Source organism: Pseudomonas sp. WMBT8 (genome assembly GCF_050916005.1).
Taxonomy (GTDB): domain Bacteria; phylum Pseudomonadota; class Gammaproteobacteria; order Pseudomonadales; family Pseudomonadaceae; genus Aquipseudomonas.
Window position 1 is genome coordinate 1575555 of sequence record NZ_CP188096.1, and the last position, 20547, is coordinate 1596101.

Consider the following 20547-nt stretch of genomic DNA (forward strand, 5'->3'; position numbering starts at 1 on the left):
GGTGGATTGTTGTTCAGTAAAAATGAATAATACTGAGTAACTTGTTCAGTTAAGGAGAATGGTCGTGGAGTTCAGCCAATTGCGTATTTTCCAGGCCGTGGCCGAGGAGGGCTCCATCACCCGTGCTGCAGAGCGTCTGCACCGGGTGCCGTCGAACCTTTCGACCCGGCTCAAGCAAATGGAAGAGCAATTGGGTGTCGAGTTGTTCGTGCGCGAGCGCCAGCGCCTGCAACTGTCGCCCGCGGGCAAGGTGCTGCTCGACTACAGCACGCGGCTGTTGGCCCTGCATGATGAAGCGCACGGCGCCGTGCAGGGCGGGCAGCCGGCCGGGGACTTTGTGCTGGGCAGCATGTACAGCACCGCCGCGATCCATTTGCCAAAACTGCTGGCGCGCTATCACAAGGCTTACCCGATGGTGAACCTGCAAGTGCAGTCGGCGCCCAGTGGCGAGCTGCTCGAGGGCCTGATCACCGGGCGCCTGGATGCGGCATTGGTGGATGGCCCGCTGGCGTTGGCGACCCTGGATGGTGTGCCATTGTGCGAGGAACGTTTGCTGCTGATTTGCGAGGCGGACCACCCACCGGTACGCGGCCCGCAGGATGTGGCCGGGCGCGCGGTGTTCACCTTCCGACGCAGTTGTTCCTATCGGGCGCGCCTGGAGGCGTGGTTTTCCCACGATCGCGTGGCCATGGGCCGGGCCATCGAGATCGAGTCCTATCAAGGCATGCTTGCGTGCGTGATCGCCGGTTCCGGGGTCGCGTTGATGTCCGAGTCGATGCTCGACAGTCTGCCGGGCAAGGACAGTGTGTCGATCCACCCCCTGGCCGAGCCATTTGCCCATGCCACCACCTGGCTGATGTGGCGCAAGGGCATGCTCGGCGCTAATCTCAACGCGTGGATTGACCTGCAGCAAGCGGGCAAGACGCGTCCAGAACAGCAGGCGCAAGCGATTGCCTGACCACCCCGTCAGGATTTGTATCAATTCAGTAATGGTTCGTTGCGGTTTCAGGCAAGCATTGCGTAGGACTTAGTACTACTATCTGTAGGAAGCAGCCACAGAATTCCAGCTGCTCGGCACTACCCTCAAAGGGGGCACCATGAAAGAAAAACTGCAAAACTGGCTGCACGACCTCGGCGTCGCACTCGGCTTGATCGAGCCACCGCTGCAACCGGTGCCAATCCGCACCGATGACGAACAGCGCCGCCCGCGTCGCAGGTAAGTCCGTAAAAGCGCTCAGACACAGGGTTTGAGCGCGGTTGTAGGACCACGCAACACCGCAGATTCGATGTGGGAGTGGGCTTGCTCGCGATTACGCTAAATCAGTCACTGAAAGTTTGACTGACCTACCGTAATCGCGGGCAAGCCCGCTCCCATTTTTTGTTTGATGTTTATCGCACCCGCTCAAGCCAGCTTCACTCAGGCTGCGTCGGCCGCCGCCACCTCTGGCCGACGCGACAGCACACTCACCAGCACAAAACTCACCACACTCACGCCCAGGCTGTAGTAGATCGGTGTGTTTGCCTCCAAACCATCCTTGATCATGAACCCCAGGGATGTGACAAACCCCAATGCCATGGCGCTGATCGCGCCCGCGGTAGTGGCACGTTTCCAGTAGATCGCCCCGATCAATGGAATCAGCATGCCGCCGACCAGCAGGTTATAGGCCAGGGTCAGTGCGCTGATCACATCGCTGACCACCAGGGCGATAGCCAGCACGGCGCAGCCGGTCAGCAGGGTGAACAGGCGGTTGATGTTCAGGCTCGACTGCTTGCCGCCGCGCAGGCGCGGCAGCAGGTCCTCGGTCAGCACGGTGGATGCGGCGAGCAGGCCGGCGCTGGCGGTGGACATCATCGCCGCCAGGGCCGCCGCAATCACCAGGCCGCGCAGGCCATCGGGCAACGACAGTTTGACGATGGCGGCGAAGGCGTTGTTGACGTTGTCCAGGTCCGGGATCAGCACGTGGGCGGCCATGCCGATCAGGGCGCAGGCCAGGCCGTAGAGGATGCAGTAGAAACCGGCGAAGGTCCCCGCATACTGGGCGACCTTTGCGTCGCGGGCGGTAAATACCCGTTGCCAGATGTCCTGGCCGATCAGGATGCCGAAGAAGTAGATCATGAAGTAGGTGATGATGGTGTCCCAGCCGATGCTGGTGAAGCTGAAACTGGCCGCCGGCAGCTTGGCCACCAGCTCATCCCAGCCGCCTACGCGGTACAGGCAGATCGGCAGCAGGATAAACATCAGGCCGACGGTCTTGATCACGAACTGTACGATATCGGTCAGGGTCAGCGACCACATGCCGCCGATGGTCGAATACACCAGCACCACGCCACCGCCCAGCAGGATGGCAGCCCAGAACGGCAGGTCGAACATCACTTGCAATACGGTGCCAATCCCCAGGATCGAGGTCACCGCCAGCATCAGCGCGTAGGCCAGCATGATCAGGCCGCTGGCCTGGCGGGCCGTGGGGTTGTAGCGCTGCTCCAGGACCTGGGTCACGGTGAAGATTTTCAACTTGAGCAAGGGTTTGGCCAGAAACAGGTTCAGCGCAATGATCCCTGTGCCCAGCGCCGCGCACAGCCAGAAACCGGAAATGCCATGCACATAGCCCAGGCGCACGCTGCCCACCGTGGACGCGCCGCCCAGCACCGTCGCGGCCATGGTGCCCATGTACAGCGTCGGCCCCAGGTTGCGCCCGGCGACCAGGTAGTCTTCATGGGTCTTGGCCCGGCGCATGCCGAAATAGCCGAGCACAAGCATGCCGGCGGCGTAGATAAGTACGACGAACAGATCCAGGGCCATGGTGGCGCTTCTCCAGTTATTGTTTTTATTGACTGATCAGGTAGCGCGCTACATCAGCGGTGCGTGACGCCCGGCAGTACGCAGAGCATTTCGTACAGCAGGTTGGCGCCCAGCAACGAGGTGTTGCCGGTGGTGTCGTAGGGCGGCGAAACCTCCACCAGGTCACAACCAATCAGGTTCAGGCCCTGGCAGCCACGGATGATCTCGATCGCCTGGATGGTGGTCAGCCCGCCGATTTCCGGGGTGCCGGTGCCCGGCGCCCAGGCCGGGTCGATGCCGTCGATGTCAAAGCTCAGGTACACCGGGCCACCGCCGACCTTCTCCCGGACTTCGGCCATCAACGGCGCGAGGGAGTGGTGCCAGCACTCTTCGGCCTGGACCACGCGAAACCCCTGTTTGCGGCTCCAGTTGAAGTCTTCGGCGGTATAGCCCTGGGCGCGCAGGCCGATTTGCACCACGCGGTCGCAATCGAGCAGGCCTTCTTCGACGGCCCGGCGGAAGGTGGTGCCGTGGGCGATTTTCTCGCCGAACATATGGTCGTTGACGTCGGCGTGGGCATCGATATGCACCAGCCCGACCTTGCCGTGCTTCTTGTGGATCGCCCGCAGGATCGGCAGGGTGATGGTATGGTCGCCGCCCAGGGTCAGCGGGATCACATCGTGCTTGAGGATCTCATCGTAGGACTCTTCGATGATGCGCACGGCGTCCAGCAGGTTGAAGGTGTTGATCGCCACATCGCCGATATCGGCCACCGACAGCGAGTCGAACGGCGCAGCGCCGGTGGCCATGTTGTAGGGGCGGATCATCACCGATTCGGCGCGGATTTCACGCGGCCCGAAGCGGGTGCCGGCGCGCAGTGAAGTACCGATGTCCAGGGGCACGCCGATAAAGGCCGCATCCAGGCCGGCGGCGGTTTGCAGGTGGGGCAGGCGCATCATGGTGGCGATGCCGGCAAAGCGCGGCATTTCGTTGCCGCCCAGTGGTTGGTGAAAGATCTTGTCCACGGCAGGGCCTCATCGTTGTTGTGGTTATCAGGGGTCGATTCTGCGAAATGCCAGACAAGGGAAGAATCGCTGTGGGGAAATACTTAGTTCAGATTTTTCTGAACTAATGCCTGGGGTAGACTCCACCGGGTTGCAAACCCTGTTCCCTGTAGGAGCGAGCTTGCTCGCGAAAAACGTTAACGATTACGCGGGCATTCAGAATGTACGCGGCGCTCTCAGGTTTTTCGCGAGCAAGCTCGCTCCTACAGGGAATGGGCCTGTCAGCCGATTTTTTGCCTGGAGGTTCCATGGCCAGCGCCTTGCCCGACCTGAAACTGTTGCGCATCTTCGCAAGCGTGGTGCGCCACCAAGGGTTTGCCAGTGCCCAGCACGAGCTCAACCTGTCGACCTCGGCCATCAGCACCTACATGAGCCAGCTGGAAGGCGCCTTGGGCCTGGTGTTGTGCCATCGCGGGCGTGGCGGCTTCAGCCTGACCAGCAAGGGTGAGTTGTTTCACCAGGAGACCCTGCGCCTGCTGGGCGAACTGGAGGGCTTCGAGCAATACGCGGCGGCGCTCAAGGGCGAACTGCGCGGCACGCTCAAGCTGGGTGTGCTCGACTCCACGGTCAGCGACAAGGCCCTGCCATTCGCCGAAGTCATCGGCGCCTACAGCCTTGAGCACCCGGCGGTGCATCTGCACTTATCGGTCATGAGCCCCTACGAACTGCAACTGGGGGTGCAGGACAATCGCCTGGACCTCGCCATCGGCGCCTTCTCCAACCGCATGAGCGGCTTGGTCTACATGCCGCTGTACCGCGAACAGCACTGGCTCTATTGCAGCTCGCGGCATCCGCTGTTCAGCGAAAGGCGCATTCCGGAGCAGGTGATCACCCAGCAACGCATGGTCGGGCGCGGTTACTGGAGCCAGGCGGAACTGGCGCGCCACGGCTTCAAGCACAGCGCCGCCACCGTAGAAAGTATGGAGGCGCAGTTGATCCTGGTGCTGTCCGGCGCCTACATCGGCTATTTGCCCGAACACTACGCCCAGGCCTGGGCCGACAAGGGCGACTTGCGGGTGCTGCTGCCGGCGACCTTTGGCTACCAGGCGCCGTTTTCGCTGATCATGCGCCGTGGGCGCAGCCGCGAGCCGTTGATCCAGACCTTCCGCGATTTACTCAAAGCACAGCTCAATCAGGCCTGAACATGTCCAGACCCCAATGCCCCCGCTGCCTGCGGCCAACCACCCACTGCCTGTGCGCACTGATCCCGCGCCTCGACAGCCGCACCCGGGTGTTGCTGTTGCAGCATCCCAGCGAGGTCAACCATGCGCTCAACACCGCACGCCTGGCCGCGTTGGGCCTGGTGAATGCGCAACTGGTGGTAGGTGAAATATTCGAAGACTTGCAGACCTTGCTCAACCCGCCGGGCTATCAGGCGCGGCTGCTGTTTCCCGCCGAGGATGCGCAGCCTTTGCAGGCCTACAGCCCATCCAGCCAGCCGTTGCTGCTGGTGGTGCCCGACGGCACCTGGCGCAAGGCGCGCAAGTTGCTGCACCTCAACCCGCTGCTGGCGGCGTTGCCACGGGTGACGCTGGCTGAAGGGGCCGTGTCCCGCTACCGGCTGCGCAAGGCACCGGGGCCGGGGGCGCTGTCGACGGTGGAGGCGATCGTGCAGGCGTTGCAGGTGCTGGAGGCGCCGCAGTCATTCGAGCCCTTGTTGCGGCCGTTCGAGGCGCTGATCGAGGGGCAGATTGCGGCGATGGGGAAAGAGGTTTTCCAGCGCAATCATGGGGGTGACTAGCAGGGGCACCGAGGTGGGGCCATCGCTGGCAAGCCAGCTCCCACATTGACCGCGTTGCTCAAGACATGCGCGGTCAGTGTAGGAGCCGGCTTGCCGGCGATGGCGCCCACCCAAACACCGCTAACGCTCGCGCATCGCCTCCGTGCGCGCCTTCAACACCGGCTTGAGTAAGTAATCCAGCACGCTTTTCTCCCCGGTAATGATGTCTACCGTCGCCACCATCCCCGGGATGATCAGCAGCGGTTTTTTCTCCCCACCCAGATGGTTCTTATCGGTGCGCACCTGGATCAGGTAGAAGCTGTTGCCCTTGTCGTCGGTAATCGTATCGGCGCCGATCAGTTCCAGTTTCGCCGCCAGCCCGCCGTAGATGGTGTAGTCATAGGCACTGAACTTGACCATCGCCTTCTGCCCCGGATGCAAGAACGCCACGTCCTGGGGCCGCACCTTGGCCTCGATCAGCAGGTTGTCTTCCAGCGGGACGATTTCCACCATGTCGCTGCCTGGCTGGACGACGCCGCCGATGGTGTTGACCTTCAATTGCTTGATCACCCCATGCACCGGCGAGACCACGGTGGTGCGGCTGACGCGGTCATCGATGGCGATGCTGGTGGCGGTGATTTTTGACAGGTCGGTGCGTTTTTCGTTGAGTTCCTTGGCGGCTTCCGAGCGGAAAGTCTGTACCGATTCGTCGATTTTGCTCTTGATCTCATTGATCGCCGATTCCGCCCGGGGGATCGCCAGGGTGGTGGCGTTCAGCGAACCGCGGATCTCCACGGCGCTACGTTTGAGGCGCAGGATTTCCACCGGCGATACCGCACCGGTGCCCACCAGGGGCGCCGACATGTTCATCTCTTGTTGCAACAGCGCCAGGCTGGAGCTGAATTGGCCCTGCTTGGAGCGAAACTCCGCCAGTTCCTGGGTTTTCTGCCGCAGTTGTTCACTCAAGGTCCGTTGCTCGCTGCTCAAGCGGCGCTGGCGTTGTTCGAACAGTGAACGTTCGTCTTCGGCCACTTGCGGGGCCTTGGCGATCACTTCATCGGACAATTTGAACGGCCGCCCCTCGGCCTCGGCCGACAGGCGCTCGACCTGGGCGGTGAGGGCATACCGGTCGACTTCGCTTTCGCCCTTGTTCGAGCGGAACCGCGTGTCGTCCAGTTGCAGCAGTTTGTCGCCCTTGTCCACCATCTGCCCTTCACGCACATAAATCTGGGTGACGATGCCACCCTCCAGGTTCTGGATCACTTGCACCTTGCTCGACGGGATGGCCTTGCCTTCGCCCATGGTTACTTCATCGAGTACGGCAAAGTTGGCCCATAGCAGGGCGCAGATGATCAGGCCGGCGGTCAGCCACACGATAATCCGTGAGCGGCGCGGCGAGTCCTGCAGCGCAGCGCCCGCCAGTTCGGGCATGAATTCGCTGTCGGCGGTTTTGCCAAAACTCTTGAAATAGCCCGGTGACGTGGGAGTGGCTGACATGGTGGGGCTCCTAGACGGCGGCCGAGCCGACACGGCCCTTGCGCAGAGCATCGATCACACTTTCTTTGGGACCATCGGCAACGATGCGGCCGTTGTCCAGCACGATCAGGCGGTCGACCAGGCTGAGCATCGAGGTGCGGTGTGTGACCAAGAGCAACGTCTTGCCCTTGACCCACAGTTCCAGGCGCTGGCGCAGAGTTTCTTCGCTGCTGTTGTCCATGGCGCTGGTGGGTTCGTCCAGCAGCAGGATCGGCGGGTCGAGCAGCAGCGCGCGGGCCAGCAACACCGCCTGGCGCTGGCCGCCGGACAGCAACTGCCCGCGCTCGCCCACCGGCCGGTCGAAGCCTTGAGGGTGCTGGCGGGCCAGTTCGCTGACACCGGTCAATTCGGCCACTTCGAGCATCCGCGCATCGCTGATGTAGCGCGCGCCCAGGGTCAGGTTGTCGCGCAGGCTGCCGGCCAACAGCGGCAGGTCATGGGCCACATAGCCGACTTGCTGGCGCAGGTCGGCCACATCCAATTGGCGCAGGTCGAGGCCATCGAGCAGCAACTGGCCTTCTTCTGGCGCGTAAAAACCCATCACCAGGCGGCCCAGGGTGCTTTTGCCCGAGCCGCTGCGGCCGATAATCCCCACGCGTTCGCCGGCCTTGAGCTGGAAACTGACCTGGCTCAGGGCCGGGGCATTTTGCCCGGCGTAGCGGAAGGTGACCTGGCTGACTTCCAGGGCGCCGCTCAGTTGCGTGCGTTCCAGTGGGCGCTGCTGCGGGTCGCGCTCCTGGGGCAGGGCCATCAGCGCGTCGGTGCTGCGCATGGTCAACTGCGCCTGCTGGTAGCGGGTGATCAACCCGGCGATCTGCCCCAGCGGCGCCAGTACCCGGCTGCCGAGCATGTAGGTGGCCACCAGCGCGCCGACGCTGAGGCTGCCGGCGATGATGCTGTAGACCCCGGCGACAATCGTGGCCATCCCGGAAAACTGCTGGATGAACAGCGTGCCATTGGTGGCCAGCGCCGAGAGGTTGCGCGCGTGGCTGTCGAGGCGGGTGAGGGCGCCGTGGGTGCTTTCCCACTGGTGCTGGCGCTCGCTTTCGGCGCTGCAGGCCTTGAGGGTTTCCAGGCCGCTGAGGGTTTCGATCAACAGCGCCTGGCGTTCGGCGCCCAGGCTCAGGCTTTTTTGCACGGTGTCGCGCAGGCGCGCCTGGATCAGCATCGCAAAGCCGATGGTCAGCGGGAACGCACACAACGGGATGATCACCAGCCAGCCGCCGAGCAGGCCGATCACCACCAGCATCAGCACGGCGAAAGGCAGGTCGATCAGGCTGGTGAGGGTCACGGCGGTGAGGAATTCGCGCAGGCCCTGGAAGTCATGGATGCTCTGGGCAAAACCGCCGATGGTCGCGGGGCGCGCTTTCATCGACATGCCGGTGATGCGCTCGAACAGGGTGGCGGAAAGAATCACATCGGTCTTTTTGCCGGCGGTGTCCAGCAGATGGGCGCGTACCACTCGCAGCACCAGCTCGAAGCCCGTGCCGATCAGCAGGCCGATCACCAGCACCCACAAGGTCGAGGTGGCCTGGTTCGGCACCACGCGGTCGTAGGTCTGCATGACGAACAGCGGCACCATCAGGCCCAGCAGGTTGATCAGCAAACTGGCGAGGATCGCATCGCTGTACAGCCAGCGCGACAGCTTCAGGGTGTCGCGAAACCACGCCTCGACCCGTGGCACCAGCGGCGCGCGCAGGTCTTCGATCTCGTGCCGGGGCCGGGCGAACAGGGCCTGGCCGCTGTAGGCCGCCTCGAGCTCCTCGCGGCTGACCCACTGTTCGCCGCCCTCGGCTTCGCTGGGCAGGATCAGCGCCTGGCCATCCTCGCCCCAGCGCCGCAGCACCGCGCAGCGGCCTTCTTTGAGCAGCAACAGCACTGGCAGGTTCAACGCCGAGATGGCCTTCAAGTCCCGGCGCAATACCCGCGCCTGCAAGCTGGCCCGGGCCGCCGCCCGTGGCAGCAAGTCCAGGCTCAGGCGTTGCTCTGCCAAGGGCAGGCCGGCGCTCAGGCTGGAGCGGCTGACGGTACAGCCGTGCAGCTTGCACAGGATCAGCAGGCCGTCGAGCAACGGGTCATCAAAGCTCTGGCGCGGGTCGACACCCGGGTTCAGCGGTTCCATCTGGCTCACGGCGATCTGCTCCACGTGTTGGCTACTTCAGGTCAGGCAGGTGGGCTTCGCTTCTGACTTCCGACTGGGCAATGGCTTCGGCCGGCACCACCACGCGCTCCTTGTTCAGCAACTCGCCCATGTTGGCCAGCACGCGGTACATGGAGAACTCTTCGGTGTAGCGCACTTCGGTGTAGCGCCGATTGGCGTTGTACAGCTCGTTTTCACTGTCCAACAGGTCCAGCAGGGTGCGTTGGCCCAAGCCGAACTGGTCCTGGTAGGCCGCGCGTACGCGCTGGGTGGTTTCGGCGTATTCGCGGGCGGTGGGGGTCTGGATGCGCGCGTTGTCCATGGCATGCCAGGCCAGGTTGAGGTTCTCGTTGAGCATGCGCAGGGCGTTGTTGCGGATGTCCATGGCCTGGTTGATCTTGTGCGAGTCCGACGCCAGGCGGGCCTTGTCGCTGCCGCCACGGAACAGGTTGTAGTTCATCACCACGCCCACCCGCCATTCGTTGTCGTGGCCCAGGTCGCCCTGCACATTGTTATTGGCACCCACCGCCGCCTCGGCATCGAAGCGTGGGTAGAACGGCGACTTGGCCACTTCGTACTGGCTCTCGGCGGCCATCACGTCGGACTGGGCCGATTTCAGATAGGGGTTGTTCTCCAGCATGCTGCGCCGGGCGCCGAGTTGGTCGCTGGGCAGTTCGCCCTTGATCGAGGCCGGGCTTTCCAGTTCGTCCGGCATGCGCCCGACCACGCTGTAGAAGTTCGATTCGGCGTCTTGCAGGTCGACCAGGGCGGTTTGGTAGTTGTTGTCTGCCAGGGCCCGGCGGGCGGTGGACTGATCGCGGTCAGCGGTACTGCCGATGCCGCGCTCGGTGCGCAGGCCAATCTGGTCGGTGACCCGCAGGTGCGCCTGCAGGTTGTTCTTGGCCAGTGTCAGCAGGTCGCGGCGCTTGAGCACTTCCAGGTACACCTCGACGGTGCGCAGGGCCAGGCTTTCGGCGGTGCCCCGGGTGTAATAGGCGCGGGAGTTGACCACCGCCCCGGTGCGCTGCACTTCGTTGGAGGTGTTGAAACCGTCGAACAGCATCTGACGCAGGCGCAGTTCCGACTGGGTGTAGTTGTCGGTCTCGGTGTGGTGGTTGCCGCCACGGGCGCGGGTGGTGCTGTTGTCGCTGTAACCGCGGCCGTAGGCGGCGTTGAGGTCGAGGCTGGGGTAGAAACCGCCCTTGGCGACTTTCACATCTTCATCAGCCGACAGCCGGCTATTACGGCTGGCATTGAGTTCCGGGTGAGTGTCCAGCGTGCTTTGGATCGCTTGGGTCAGCGACATCGCTTGGGTGTTGGTGCAGGCCATGGCGATCAGAATCGCGCTGCAGAGGGGGGTAAAGACGCGCATGGGTACCTCTCCTGTGTATCAATGTTGCTGGTCTGTCGCCATTTATTTGACGAATTTAAGGGGTCAAACCGTCTCAGGCTTGTAACAACAGAGCTAAGAACATTTGCGGGAGGACCTAAGAAGGATTTCTCATAATGGTTATGTCCAAAAAAACTTATGCGTTCTGCGCGAAGCAAGACATTGTTCAAAGCACAAGCCTTGAGTTATGTGCGCTTCGGCGCGTTTTGAGGCTCTTGGAAAGTTCAATCGCAAGTGCAAGCGGATGATGGGGTAGCGGAAAAAAGGGAATTTCAGGGTGACGGTTTTTTGTCACTTGTTCCCTTGGAAGGCTCTCTGCAGGTAGGTCAAAACGCTGGTTGGCGGCTGATTTGAATCAGTTTTGTGCCACCTGCGGGCCACCCGATCCACTGCGCTTGTGCACGTAACCGAGGTGCCGACTACTGGGGTCGGACAGGGAGATAAGCACATGGCCAAGTTAATCGGTGTTGTCAGCAAGGTGGTTGGTGAAGTCTTCGCGGTGGCGGGAGATGGCAGCCGCCGAAGCCTGGTCGAAGGCGACCGACTGTTTGCCGGCGAGCAACTGCAGACCGGCGCGGCCGGTGCGGTGGCGGTGCAACTGACCAACGGCCATGAGCTGACCCTGGGGCGCGACAGCAGCCTGGGCCTTTCCCCGCAATTGCTGGCTGGCCAGGCGCCGCAGATTCACGCCTCCGAAGACCTTGCGCCGAGCCAGGCGCAGTTGACCGATGTGCAGCAGTTGCAAAAAGCCATCGCCGCCGGTGACGACCCGACCCAGACCGCTGAAGCCACGGCTGCCGGGCAAACCGGCAGCACGGCGGCGGGTGAGTTGGGCGGCGGGCACTCCTTTGTGCTGTTGACCGAAGTCGCCGGGCGCGTGGAGCCGGTCATCGGCTTTCCTACGGCAGGGTTTGGTGGGATTCCCGAGTTTCCGTTGTTCCAGGTCGCCGGCCAGCCGGACACCGGCAACGGCCAGCCTGTGGTGGTGCCTCCCGACAACCCGGTGAGCCTGGGTGGGCTGGAGGTCGAGGGCGGCGAGTTGACGCTCAACGAGGCCAATCTTGCCCAAGGCTCGGCCAGCAACCCGGCGGCGCTGGTGCAAAGCGGCACCTTCAGCGTCACAGCGCCCGACGGCCTGCAAAGCCTGACGGTGGGCGGCATCAGTGTGGTCAGCGGCGGGGTGGCCAGCAGCTTTCCGCAAACTATCACCACCGGGCTGGGCAATACCCTGAGCATCACCGGTTATAACGCGGCCACCGGGGTGATCAGCTACAGCTACACCTTGACCGGCAACGAGGCCCATCCGTCAGGTGGCGGCACCAACAGCCTGGGCGAGCAATTTGCGGTAGTGGCCACCGACAGCGATAACGACACCGCCACCGGCTCGCTGGATATCACCATTGTCGATGACGTGCCCAAGGCGCTGGATGACAGCCATGAGGGCAGTGCTTCGGAAAGCCTGTTGACCCTCAGCGGCAACGTCCTGGACAACGACACCCAGGGCGCCGACCGAGTCGCCAGTGGCCCGATCACGGGCGGTACGTTCACCGGTCAATATGGCACTTTGGTGCTGGCGGCCGATGGCAGCTACACCTACACGTTGAACAGCGCCGACCCTGATTTTGTCGCGCTGCAGGGCGGCGGTAATGGCACGGAAACCTTCACCTACACCCTGACCGACGCCGATGGCGACAGCAGCACCGCCAACCTGGTGCTGCAAGTGCACAACAACGACGACCCGGTGGTGATCGGCGGCATCAGCGTGAATGGCGCTGACCTGACCCTTTACGAAAAAAACCTGGTGGATGGCAGCAGCCCCGACGCTGGCGCGCTGACCCGCACCGGCAGCCTGACCGTATCGGCCGTGGACGGTTTGCAGAACCTGTCCGTGGGCGGTATCAACGTGGTGTCCGGTGGTGTCGCCGCCGGCTTCCCGCAATCGATCGCCACCGGCCTGGGCAATACCCTGACCATCACCGGGTTTGACCCGGCCACCGGGGTGATCAGCTACAGCTACACCCTGACCGGCACCGAGGCGCACCCGTCGGCGGGAGGGGTGAATGAGCTGACCGAGAGCTTCAGCGTTATCGCCAATGACACCAACAACAGCACCGCCACCGGCACCCTGCACGTGAGTGTGGTGGACGATGTACCGACAGCTGCCGATGACAGCAATGCACAAGTGGCCTCCGAAAGCCTGCTGACCCTGAGCGGCACGGTATTGACCAATGACGTGCAAGGCGCTGATCGGGTCGCGTCCGGGCCGGTGACGCCGGGCTCCTTCACGGGGCTCTACGGCACGCTGGAGTTGGCGGCGAATGGCACTTATGTGTACACGCTGAACCCGGCCGACAGCGACTTCCTGGGGTTGCACGGTGGCGGCAATGGGACGGAGACGTTTACCTACACCTTGACGGATGCCGATGGCGATACCAGCACCGCGAACCTGGTGTTGCAGGTGCATAACAACGACGACCCGGTGGTGTTGATGGGACTCGAGGTGAATGGCGGGGAGGTCACGGTCTACGAGAAAAACCTGCCGTTGGGCAGTGCTATCGATGGGCCTGCTTTGACTCAGTCCGGCACCTTCACCGTGACGGCATTGGACGGCTTGAAAAACCTCACTGTGGGCGGCATTAGCGTCGTCACTAACGGTGTCGCCGCGACGTTCCCGCAGTCGGAACCCACCGGCTTCGGCAACACCCTGACCATCACCGGTTACAACGCCAGCACCGGGGTGATCAGCTACAGCTACACCCTCAACGGCACCGATAGCCACCCAACGGGCGCTGGAACTAACAGCATCAGTGAGTCGTTTGCGGTGGTTGCCACTGACAGTAACAACAGCAGCGCCAACGGTTCACTGGACGTGAATGTGGTCGACGATGTGCCAAAAGCCGTCGACGACAACCCCGCAGGTATCGCCTCCGAGAGCCTGCTGACCCTGAGCGGTAGCGTGCTGGGCAATGACGTACAAGGCGCCGACCGCATCGCTACCGGCCCCGTCACGCCAAATACCATCGTCGGCACCTACGGCACCCTGCAACTGTTCGCCGATGGCAGCTACATCTACACCCTCGACAAGACTGACCCGCAGTTCATGGCCCTGAATGGCGGTGGTAGCGGCACTGAAACCTTCACCTACCAACTGAACGACAGCGACGGCGATACCAGCACCGCGAACCTGGTGCTGCAAGTGCATAACAACGACGACCCGGTGGTGCTGACCGGCTTAGACGTCACCGGCGGCGAAGTCACGGTCTACGAGAAAAACCTGCCGCTGGGCAGTGCTATTGACGGGCCTGCGCTGACCCAATCCGGCACCTTCACCGTGACGGCGTTGGATGGCCTGAAAAACCTCACTGTGGGCGGCATTAGCGTCGTCACTAACGGTGTCGCGGCGACGTTCCCGCAGTCGGAACCCACCGGCTTTGGCAACACCCTGACCATCACCGGCTACAACGCCAGCACTGGGGTGATCAGCTACAGCTACACCCTCAACGGCACCGATAGCCACCCAACCGGAGCGGGCACCAATAGCATCAGTGAGTCGTTTGCGGTGGTTGCGACCGACAGCAACAACAGCAGTGCCAATGGCTCCCTGGACGTCAATGTGGTCGACGATGTGCCAAAAGCCGTCGACGACAATCCGGCTGGTATCGCCTCCGAGAGCCTGCTGACCCTGAGCGGCAGCGTGCTGGGCAATGACGTGCAAGGCGCCGACCGCATCGCCACCGGCCCGGTTACGCCAAACACCATCGTTGGCACCTACGGCACCCTGCAGCTGTTCGCCGACGGCAGTTACACCTACACCCTCGACAAGACTGACCCGCAGTTCATGGCCCTGAATGGCGGTGGCAGTGGCACTGAAACGTTCACCTACCAACTGAACGACAGCGACGGCGATACCAGCACCGCGAACCTGGTGTTGCAGGTGCATAACAACGACGATCCGGTAGTGCTGACTGGCCTGAACGTCACCGGCGGCGAAGTCACGGTCTACGAGAAAAACCTGCCGTTGGGCAGTGCTATCGACGGGCCTGCGTTGACCCAATCCGGCACTTTCACCGTGACGGCATTGGACGGCCTGAAAAACCTCACCGTTGGCGGCATCAACGTCGTCACCAACGGCGTCGCGGCGACGTTCCCGCAGTCGGAACCCACCGGCTTCGGCAACACCCTGACCATCACCGGCTACAACGCCAGCACTGGGGTGATCAGCTACAGCTACACCCTCAACGGCACCGATAGCCACCCAACCGGAGCGGGCACCAATAGCATCAGTGAGTCGTTTGCGGTGGTTGCCACTGACAGTAACAACAGCAGCGCCAATGGTTCACTGGACGTCAATGTGGTCGACGATGTGCCCAAAGCCGTCGACGACAACCCCGCAGGTATCGCCTCCGAGAGCCTGCTGACCCTGAGCGGCAGCGTGCTGGGCAATGACGTACAAGGCGCCGACCGCATCACCACCGGCCCGGTTACGCCAAACACCATCGTCGGCACCTACGGCACCCTGCAACTGTTCGCCGATGGCAGCTACATCTACACCCTCGACAAGACTGACCCGCAGTTCATGGCCCTGAATGGCGGTGGCAGCGGCACTGAAACCTTCACCTATCAACTGAACGACAGCGACGGTGATACCAGCACCGCCAAGCTGGTGCTACAGGTGCATAACAACGACGACCCGGTGGTGCTGACCGGCTTAGACGTCACCGGCGGCGAAGTCACGGTCTACGAGAAAAACCTGCCGCTGGGCAGTGCTATCGACGGGCCTGCGTTGACCCAGTCCGGCACCTTCACCGTGACGGCATTGGACGGCCTGAAAAACCTCACTGTGGGCGGCATTAGCGTCGTCACCAACGGTGTTGCCGTGACGTTCCCACAATCGGAACCCACCGGCTTCGGCAACACCCTGACCATCACCGGCTACAACGCCAGCACCGGGGTGATCAGCTACAGCTATACCCTCAACGGCACCGATAGCCACCCAACCGGAGCGGGCACCAATAGCATCAGTGAGTCGTTTGCGGTGGTTGCGACCGACAGTAACAACAGCAGCGCCAACGGTTCACTGGACGTCAATGTGGTCGACGATGTGCCAAAAGCGGTCGACGACAATCCGGCGGGTATCGCTTCCGAAAGCCTGCTGACCCTGAGCGGCAGCGTGCTGGGCAATGACGTACAAGGCGCCGACCGCATCGCCACCGGCCCGGTTACGCCCAACACCATCGTTGGCACCTACGGCACCCTGCAACTGTTCGCCGATGGCAGCTACATCTACACCCTCGACAAGACTGACCCGCAGTTCATGGCCCTAAATGGCGGTGGCAGTGGCACTGAAACCTTCACCTACCAACTGAACGACAGCGACGGCGATACCAGCACCGCGAACCTGGTGTTGCAGGTGCATAACAACGACGACCCGGTGGTGCTAACCGGCTTAGACGTCACCGGCGGCGAAGTCACGGTCTACGAGAAAAACCTGCCGTTGGGCAGTGCTATCGACGGGCCTGCGTTGACCCAATCCGGCACTTTCACCGTGACGGCATTGGACGGCCTGAAAAACCTCACCGTTGGCGGCATCAACGTCGTCACCAACGGCGTCGCGGCGACGTTCCCGCAGTCGGAACCCACCGGCTTTGGCAACACCCTGACCATCACCGGCTACAACGCCAGCACCGGGGTGATCAGCTACAGCTACACCCTCAACGGCACCGATAGCCACCCAACCGGAGCGGGCACCAATAGCATCAGTGAGTCGTTTGCGGTGGTTGCGACCGACAGCAACAACAGCAGCGCCAATGGCTCCCTGGACGTCAAAGTGGTCGACGACGTGCCAAAAGCTGTCGACGACAATCCCGCGGGTGTCGCCTCCGAAAGCCAGCTCATCCTCAGCGGCAGTGTTCTCGGTAACGACGTACAAGGCGCCGACCGCATCGCCACCGGCCCGGTTACGCCAAACACCATCGTCGGCACCTACGGCACCCTGCAACTGTTTGCCGATGGCAGCTACACCTACACCCTCGACAAGACCGACCCACAATTCGTCGCCCTTCACGGTGGGGGGAACGGCACCGAGACCTTCACTTATCAGTTGAACGACAGCGATGGCGATACCAGCACCGCCAAACTGGTGCTACAGGTGCATAACAACAACGATCCGGTGGTGCTGACCGGCCTGGACCTCACCGGCGGTGAGTTGACCGTCTTTGAAAAAAACCTGATCGATGGTTCCAGCCCCAACACCCCCTTGCTGACCCAGACCGGTACCTTCACCGTGACGGCCCTGGACGGTTTGAAGAACCTCACGGTCGGCGGCCTGAACGTGGTGACCAACGGCGTCGTAGCCACCTTCCCGCTGTCGGAAGGCACCCTGCTGGGCAACAATTTTACGGTGGTCGGCTACGACCCCAACACCGGGGTGGTCAGCTACCGCTACACCCTGCTCGACAATGAAATGCACCCCAATGCCAGCGGTGACAACAGCCTGCCCGAGCACATCACGGTCACGGCCAGCGATTACGACACCAATACGGCCACGGGCACGATCGATATCAACATCATCGACGACCTGCCCACCGCCAACCCTGACGTGCGCTCGGTGGCAGAAGGCGGTGTGGTCAGCGCCAATGTGCTGGGCAATGACGTCGGCGGCGCCGATAGCCCCACGTTGGCCGGCGCGGTGGTCGGGGTGCGGGCGGGGAGCAATACCGGCACCCCGGCCAGTGGTGGCCTGGGCGTGAATATCAACGGCAACTTCGGTTACCTGACCCTGGATGCGAACGGCAATGCCGTGTACCACAGCAACCCCAACTCGGTGAGCCCGCCGGGAGCCGTGGATACCTTCGTGTATACCGTGCGCGATGGCGACGGTGACTTGAGCACCACGACCCTGACCATTACGGTGGCCGACAGCGGCCTGGTGGCGACAGTCGACGGCGACGTCACGGTCTACGAGAAAGCCCTGGACTTGAACCTCGACGGCCAGGACCTGGCGCCCGGCACCGTGGTCGGCAGCGACCCGACCGCCACCAGCGAAACCGCCAGCGGCACCCTGGTGGGGTCGGCCACTGGCGGCAGTGGCCCGTTGAGTTTCAGCCTGGTGGGCAGCGCAACGGGCAGCTATGGGCAGATCCTGCTCAACCCCAACGGCACCTACACCTACACCCTGACGTCGGCTCCCAAGACTTTGCCCAACAGCAACGATGGGCCGAATGTGCTGACCGAGACTTTCACCTACAAGGCCACCGACCAACTGGGCAACTCCACCACCAGCAGCATCGTGGTGAGCATCGTCGATGACGTGCCCAAAGTGGTGTCCAGCGCACGTGAGGTCACGGCCACGGAGGTAGATTCCAACCTGCTGCTGATCATCGATATTTCCGGCAGCATGAACGACCCGTCCGGGGCCGGTGGTTCGCGGCTCGACCTGGCCAAGGCCTCCATCGTCGAGTTGCTCAACCGCTATGACGAGATGGGTGATGTGAAGGTGCAGATCGTGACCTTCAATGACAGCTCCCAGCAATTGAGCAGCCAGTGGGTCAGCGTCGCCACGGCCAAGTCCTTGGTCAACGGCCTCACCGCGTTCAACGGCACTAACTACGATTCGGCCCTCGGCACCGCGCAGACCGCCTACGGCACTGCCGGCAAGCTGGAAGGTGCGCAGAACGTGGCGTATTTCTTCTCGGACGGTAACCCCACCACGTCCAACACCAATAACCCGAACAACCCCGGCAACGTGGTCAACCCGGAATACGGTGATGGGATCGACGCCACTGAAGAAGGTGTATGGCGCGCCTTCCTCGATGCCAACGGCATCAAGGCCTATGCCATCGGCCTGGGGGCCGGCGTCAACAGCATTTACCTGGACCCGGTGGCGTACGACGGCAGCACCCACACCAACACCAATGCGGTGGTGGTGGCCAACCTGGCGGGCCTGGATGCAGTGCTGGCCGGCACGGTACAGGGCGCGCCAGTCACCGGCAGCCTGCTGACGGACGGCACGTTCGGCGCCGATGGTGGCTTCGTCAAATCCCTCACGGTGGACGGCATCACCTATACCTACAACCCCGCGGCGGGGGGCTCGATGAGCGCCAACCTGCCGGGCGGGCATGGCACGTTCGACACCGTCAGCAACAGCGTCACCATCACCACCAACCAGGGCGGCACGCTGATAGTGGACATGGACAACGGCGAGTTCCGCTACACACCGCCCAAGCTGACCGGCTCGCTGGTCACCGAAACCTTTGGGGTGATCGTCAGCGACAACGACGGCGACCTGGCGAGTTCCAGCCTGGTGGTCAAGGTCAACCCCAACGTGGCGCCGGTGGCCGGTGACGACCATGTGATCACCAATATCCTGTCGGGCAATATCGTGGTGCCTGCCGAGTTGCTGCTGGCCAATGACAGCGATGCCAACCATGACACCCTGACGGCTATCCCTACCAGTTTTCCAACCGGCTGGGTGGCCACCAAGGGCGTCAGCTTTACCGGGTCGGGGAGCCGATCGTTCATCAACCCCAGCAGCACGACCCTGGCGGATGTGCGTACCTCCTTTGCCCGCGACTCGGCGGCCATGACCGCTTTACTCGTGGTCAGCGGTAACCTCGGCGCGGTCGGCAACAGTAATGCCGAAGACCGCATTACGGTCAGCCTCAAGGCGGGTGAAACCCTCAACCTGGATCACAACCTGGCGAGCGGTAACGTCATCATGGCGTACTCGATCAATGGCGGACCCGAGACTGTCATTCCCGATGGCACGACCTTGCCTGCTGCAGCGATGGACAGCACCTATCAGATCCATATCACCAACGTCACTAACCCGACAGGCAGCGGGGTCAATAGCGCCGAAAACTACCAGTTGAACATGAAGATCAACTACTCCGGCGCCCAGGACTACACGCCGGACTACCACGGTAACTACTCGGTCAGCGATAACCACGGCGGCAGTGACAGCGCTGCCGTGGACATCAGCTACCAGGCCGGCACCACCCTCAACGGGACCAGCGGCGATGACATCATCCTGGCCGGAGCGGGCAACAACATCCTCAATGGCGGCGACGGCAACGATGTGCTGAGCGCTGGTAACGGCAACAACGAGATGCACGGCGGCAATGGCAATGACCTGCTGTTCAGTGGCATCGGCAACGACCTGCTCGATGGCGGGGCGGGCATCGATACGGTCAGCTATGCCCACGCCACGGCAGGCGTGACCGTCAACCTTGGCCTGGCGAGCGCGCAAATCACCGGCGGGGCCGGGACCGATACATTGATGGCCCTGGAAAACCTGGTGGGTTCCAACTTCAATGACTTCCTCACTGGCAACGGCAACAACAACCTGATCTCCGGCGGGCTGGGCAATGACACCCTCAAGGGCGAGGGTGGCGATGACATCCTGATCGGCGGCCCGGGCAACAACACCCTGACCGGTGGCCCTGGTGCCGATACGTTCCAGTACCTGACGGGCAACAGCGGGCACGATGTCATCACCGACTTTGGCGTGGGCACCGACAAGCTGGACCTCTCGCAATTGTTGCAAGGGGAGAATGCGACGGCGGCGTCCCTGGATGACTACCTGCACTTCAAGGTCACGGGCAGTGGGGCCACGTTGTTGACCACCATCGACATCAGCGCCGTGGCCGGTGCCACGCCGACCCAGACCATCGACCTGGCCGGGGTCAACCTGGCGACCCAATACGGTGTGACACCGGGCGCGGGCGGGCTGATTGCGGGTGGCGCGGATACCGCGACGATCATCAACGGGATGTTGAATGACCATTCGTTGAAGGTGGATACGGTCTGAGCGGATCCTTGCAACGCAAAACACTGTGCAGCAGCCGGCTTGCCGACGATGGCGATCAATAGGTCGCCATCGCCGACAGGCGTTTTTGGCGCTGTTAGCGCATTGAGTTA

The 20547-nt window shown here is 62.6% G+C and carries 10 protein-coding genes; 5 read left to right on the forward strand and 5 right to left on the reverse strand.

All coding sequences use genetic code 11. From position 1 onward, the window contains the following. The first annotated feature begins 64 nt into the window (after positions 1-64). Both ptrR and ACO77H_RS07025 read left to right on the forward strand, forming a co-directional pair. On the forward strand, positions 65-958 hold the full coding sequence (gene ptrR, locus ACO77H_RS07020) for a putrescine utilization regulator PtrR (protein ID WP_432755192.1): 894 nt from the start codon (positions 65-67) through the stop codon (positions 956-958). 139 nt (positions 959-1097) lie between these two features. After that, positions 1098-1220 (forward strand): PA1414 family protein, encoded by a 123-nt coding sequence (locus tag ACO77H_RS07025; RefSeq protein WP_003210728.1) that lies wholly within the window; start codon positions 1098-1100, stop codon positions 1218-1220. 197 nt (positions 1221-1417) lie between these two features. On the opposite strand, the gene ACO77H_RS07030 is transcribed toward ACO77H_RS07025, so the two are convergent. Together ACO77H_RS07030 and speB are read right to left on the reverse strand one after the other, a co-directional pair. Continuing rightward, complete coding sequence (locus ACO77H_RS07030; protein WP_169955615.1) at positions 1418-2800, reverse strand: sodium:solute symporter; 1383 nt, start codon at positions 2798-2800, stop codon at positions 1418-1420. A 53-nt stretch (positions 2801-2853) separates the two neighbouring features. Next, a complete protein-coding gene (speB, locus tag ACO77H_RS07035) occupies positions 2854-3804 on the reverse strand; it encodes an agmatinase (RefSeq protein WP_169955616.1) in 951 nt (316 codons plus the stop codon). A 287-nt stretch (positions 3805-4091) separates the two neighbouring features. Here speB and ACO77H_RS07040 point away from each other — a divergent pair, with 287 nt between their 5' ends. Together ACO77H_RS07040 and ACO77H_RS07045 are read left to right on the forward strand one after the other, a co-directional pair. After that, positions 4092-4985 (forward strand): LysR family transcriptional regulator, encoded by an 894-nt coding sequence (locus tag ACO77H_RS07040; protein ID WP_169955617.1) that lies wholly within the window; start codon positions 4092-4094, stop codon positions 4983-4985. A gap of 2 nt (positions 4986-4987) precedes the next feature. After that, a complete protein-coding gene (locus tag ACO77H_RS07045; protein WP_432755193.1) occupies positions 4988-5584 on the forward strand; it encodes a tRNA-uridine aminocarboxypropyltransferase in 597 nt (198 codons plus the stop codon). A gap of 120 nt (positions 5585-5704) precedes the next feature. Here ACO77H_RS07045 and ACO77H_RS07050 read toward each other — a convergent pair whose 3' ends face one another. Genes ACO77H_RS07050 through ACO77H_RS07060 form a run of 3 tightly spaced genes read right to left on the reverse strand, consistent with a single transcriptional unit; the run spans position 5705 to position 10611 of the window. Beyond that, positions 5705-7060 (reverse strand): HlyD family type I secretion periplasmic adaptor subunit, encoded by a 1356-nt coding sequence (locus tag ACO77H_RS07050; protein ID WP_169955619.1) that lies wholly within the window; start codon positions 7058-7060, stop codon positions 5705-5707. A 10-nt stretch (positions 7061-7070) separates the two neighbouring features. Next, positions 7071-9230 (reverse strand): type I secretion system permease/ATPase, encoded by a 2160-nt coding sequence (locus ACO77H_RS07055; RefSeq protein ID WP_169955620.1) that lies wholly within the window; start codon positions 9228-9230, stop codon positions 7071-7073. A 22-nt stretch (positions 9231-9252) separates the two neighbouring features. Continuing rightward, positions 9253-10611, reverse strand: coding sequence for a TolC family outer membrane protein (locus tag ACO77H_RS07060; RefSeq protein WP_169955621.1), 1359 nt, complete (start codon positions 10609-10611; stop codon positions 9253-9255). Positions 10612-11077: 466 nt separating this feature from the next. Between ACO77H_RS07060 and ACO77H_RS07065 the strand changes: the two genes are divergently transcribed. Then, the gene (locus ACO77H_RS07065) at positions 11078-20437 is read left to right on the forward strand and encodes a retention module-containing protein (RefSeq protein ID WP_432755194.1); all 9360 of its coding nucleotides are present in this window, start codon (positions 11078-11080) and stop codon (positions 20435-20437) included. The last annotated feature ends 110 nt before the right edge of the window (positions 20438-20547 follow it).

What these genes read in the sequence shown, in the direction of transcription:
- ACO77H_RS07050 (WP_169955619.1), bottom strand. Translation starts at nt 7,060, where the DNA reads ATGTCAGCCACTCCCACGTCACCGGGCTATTTCAAGAGTTTTGGCAAA.
- ACO77H_RS07025 (WP_003210728.1), top strand. Translation starts at nt 1,098, where the DNA reads ATGAAAGAAAAACTGCAAAACTGGCTGCACGACCTCGGCGTCGCACTC.
- ACO77H_RS07045 (WP_432755193.1), top strand. Translation starts at nt 4,988, where the DNA reads ATGTCCAGACCCCAATGCCCCCGCTGCCTGCGGCCAACCACCCACTGC.
- ACO77H_RS07040 (WP_169955617.1), top strand. Translation starts at nt 4,092, where the DNA reads ATGGCCAGCGCCTTGCCCGACCTGAAACTGTTGCGCATCTTCGCAAGC.
- ACO77H_RS07065 (WP_432755194.1), top strand. Translation starts at nt 11,078, where the DNA reads ATGGCCAAGTTAATCGGTGTTGTCAGCAAGGTGGTTGGTGAAGTCTTC.
- ACO77H_RS07060 (WP_169955621.1), bottom strand. Translation starts at nt 10,611, where the DNA reads ATGCGCGTCTTTACCCCCCTCTGCAGCGCGATTCTGATCGCCATGGCC.
- ACO77H_RS07030 (WP_169955615.1), bottom strand. Translation starts at nt 2,800, where the DNA reads ATGGCCCTGGATCTGTTCGTCGTACTTATCTACGCCGCCGGCATGCTT.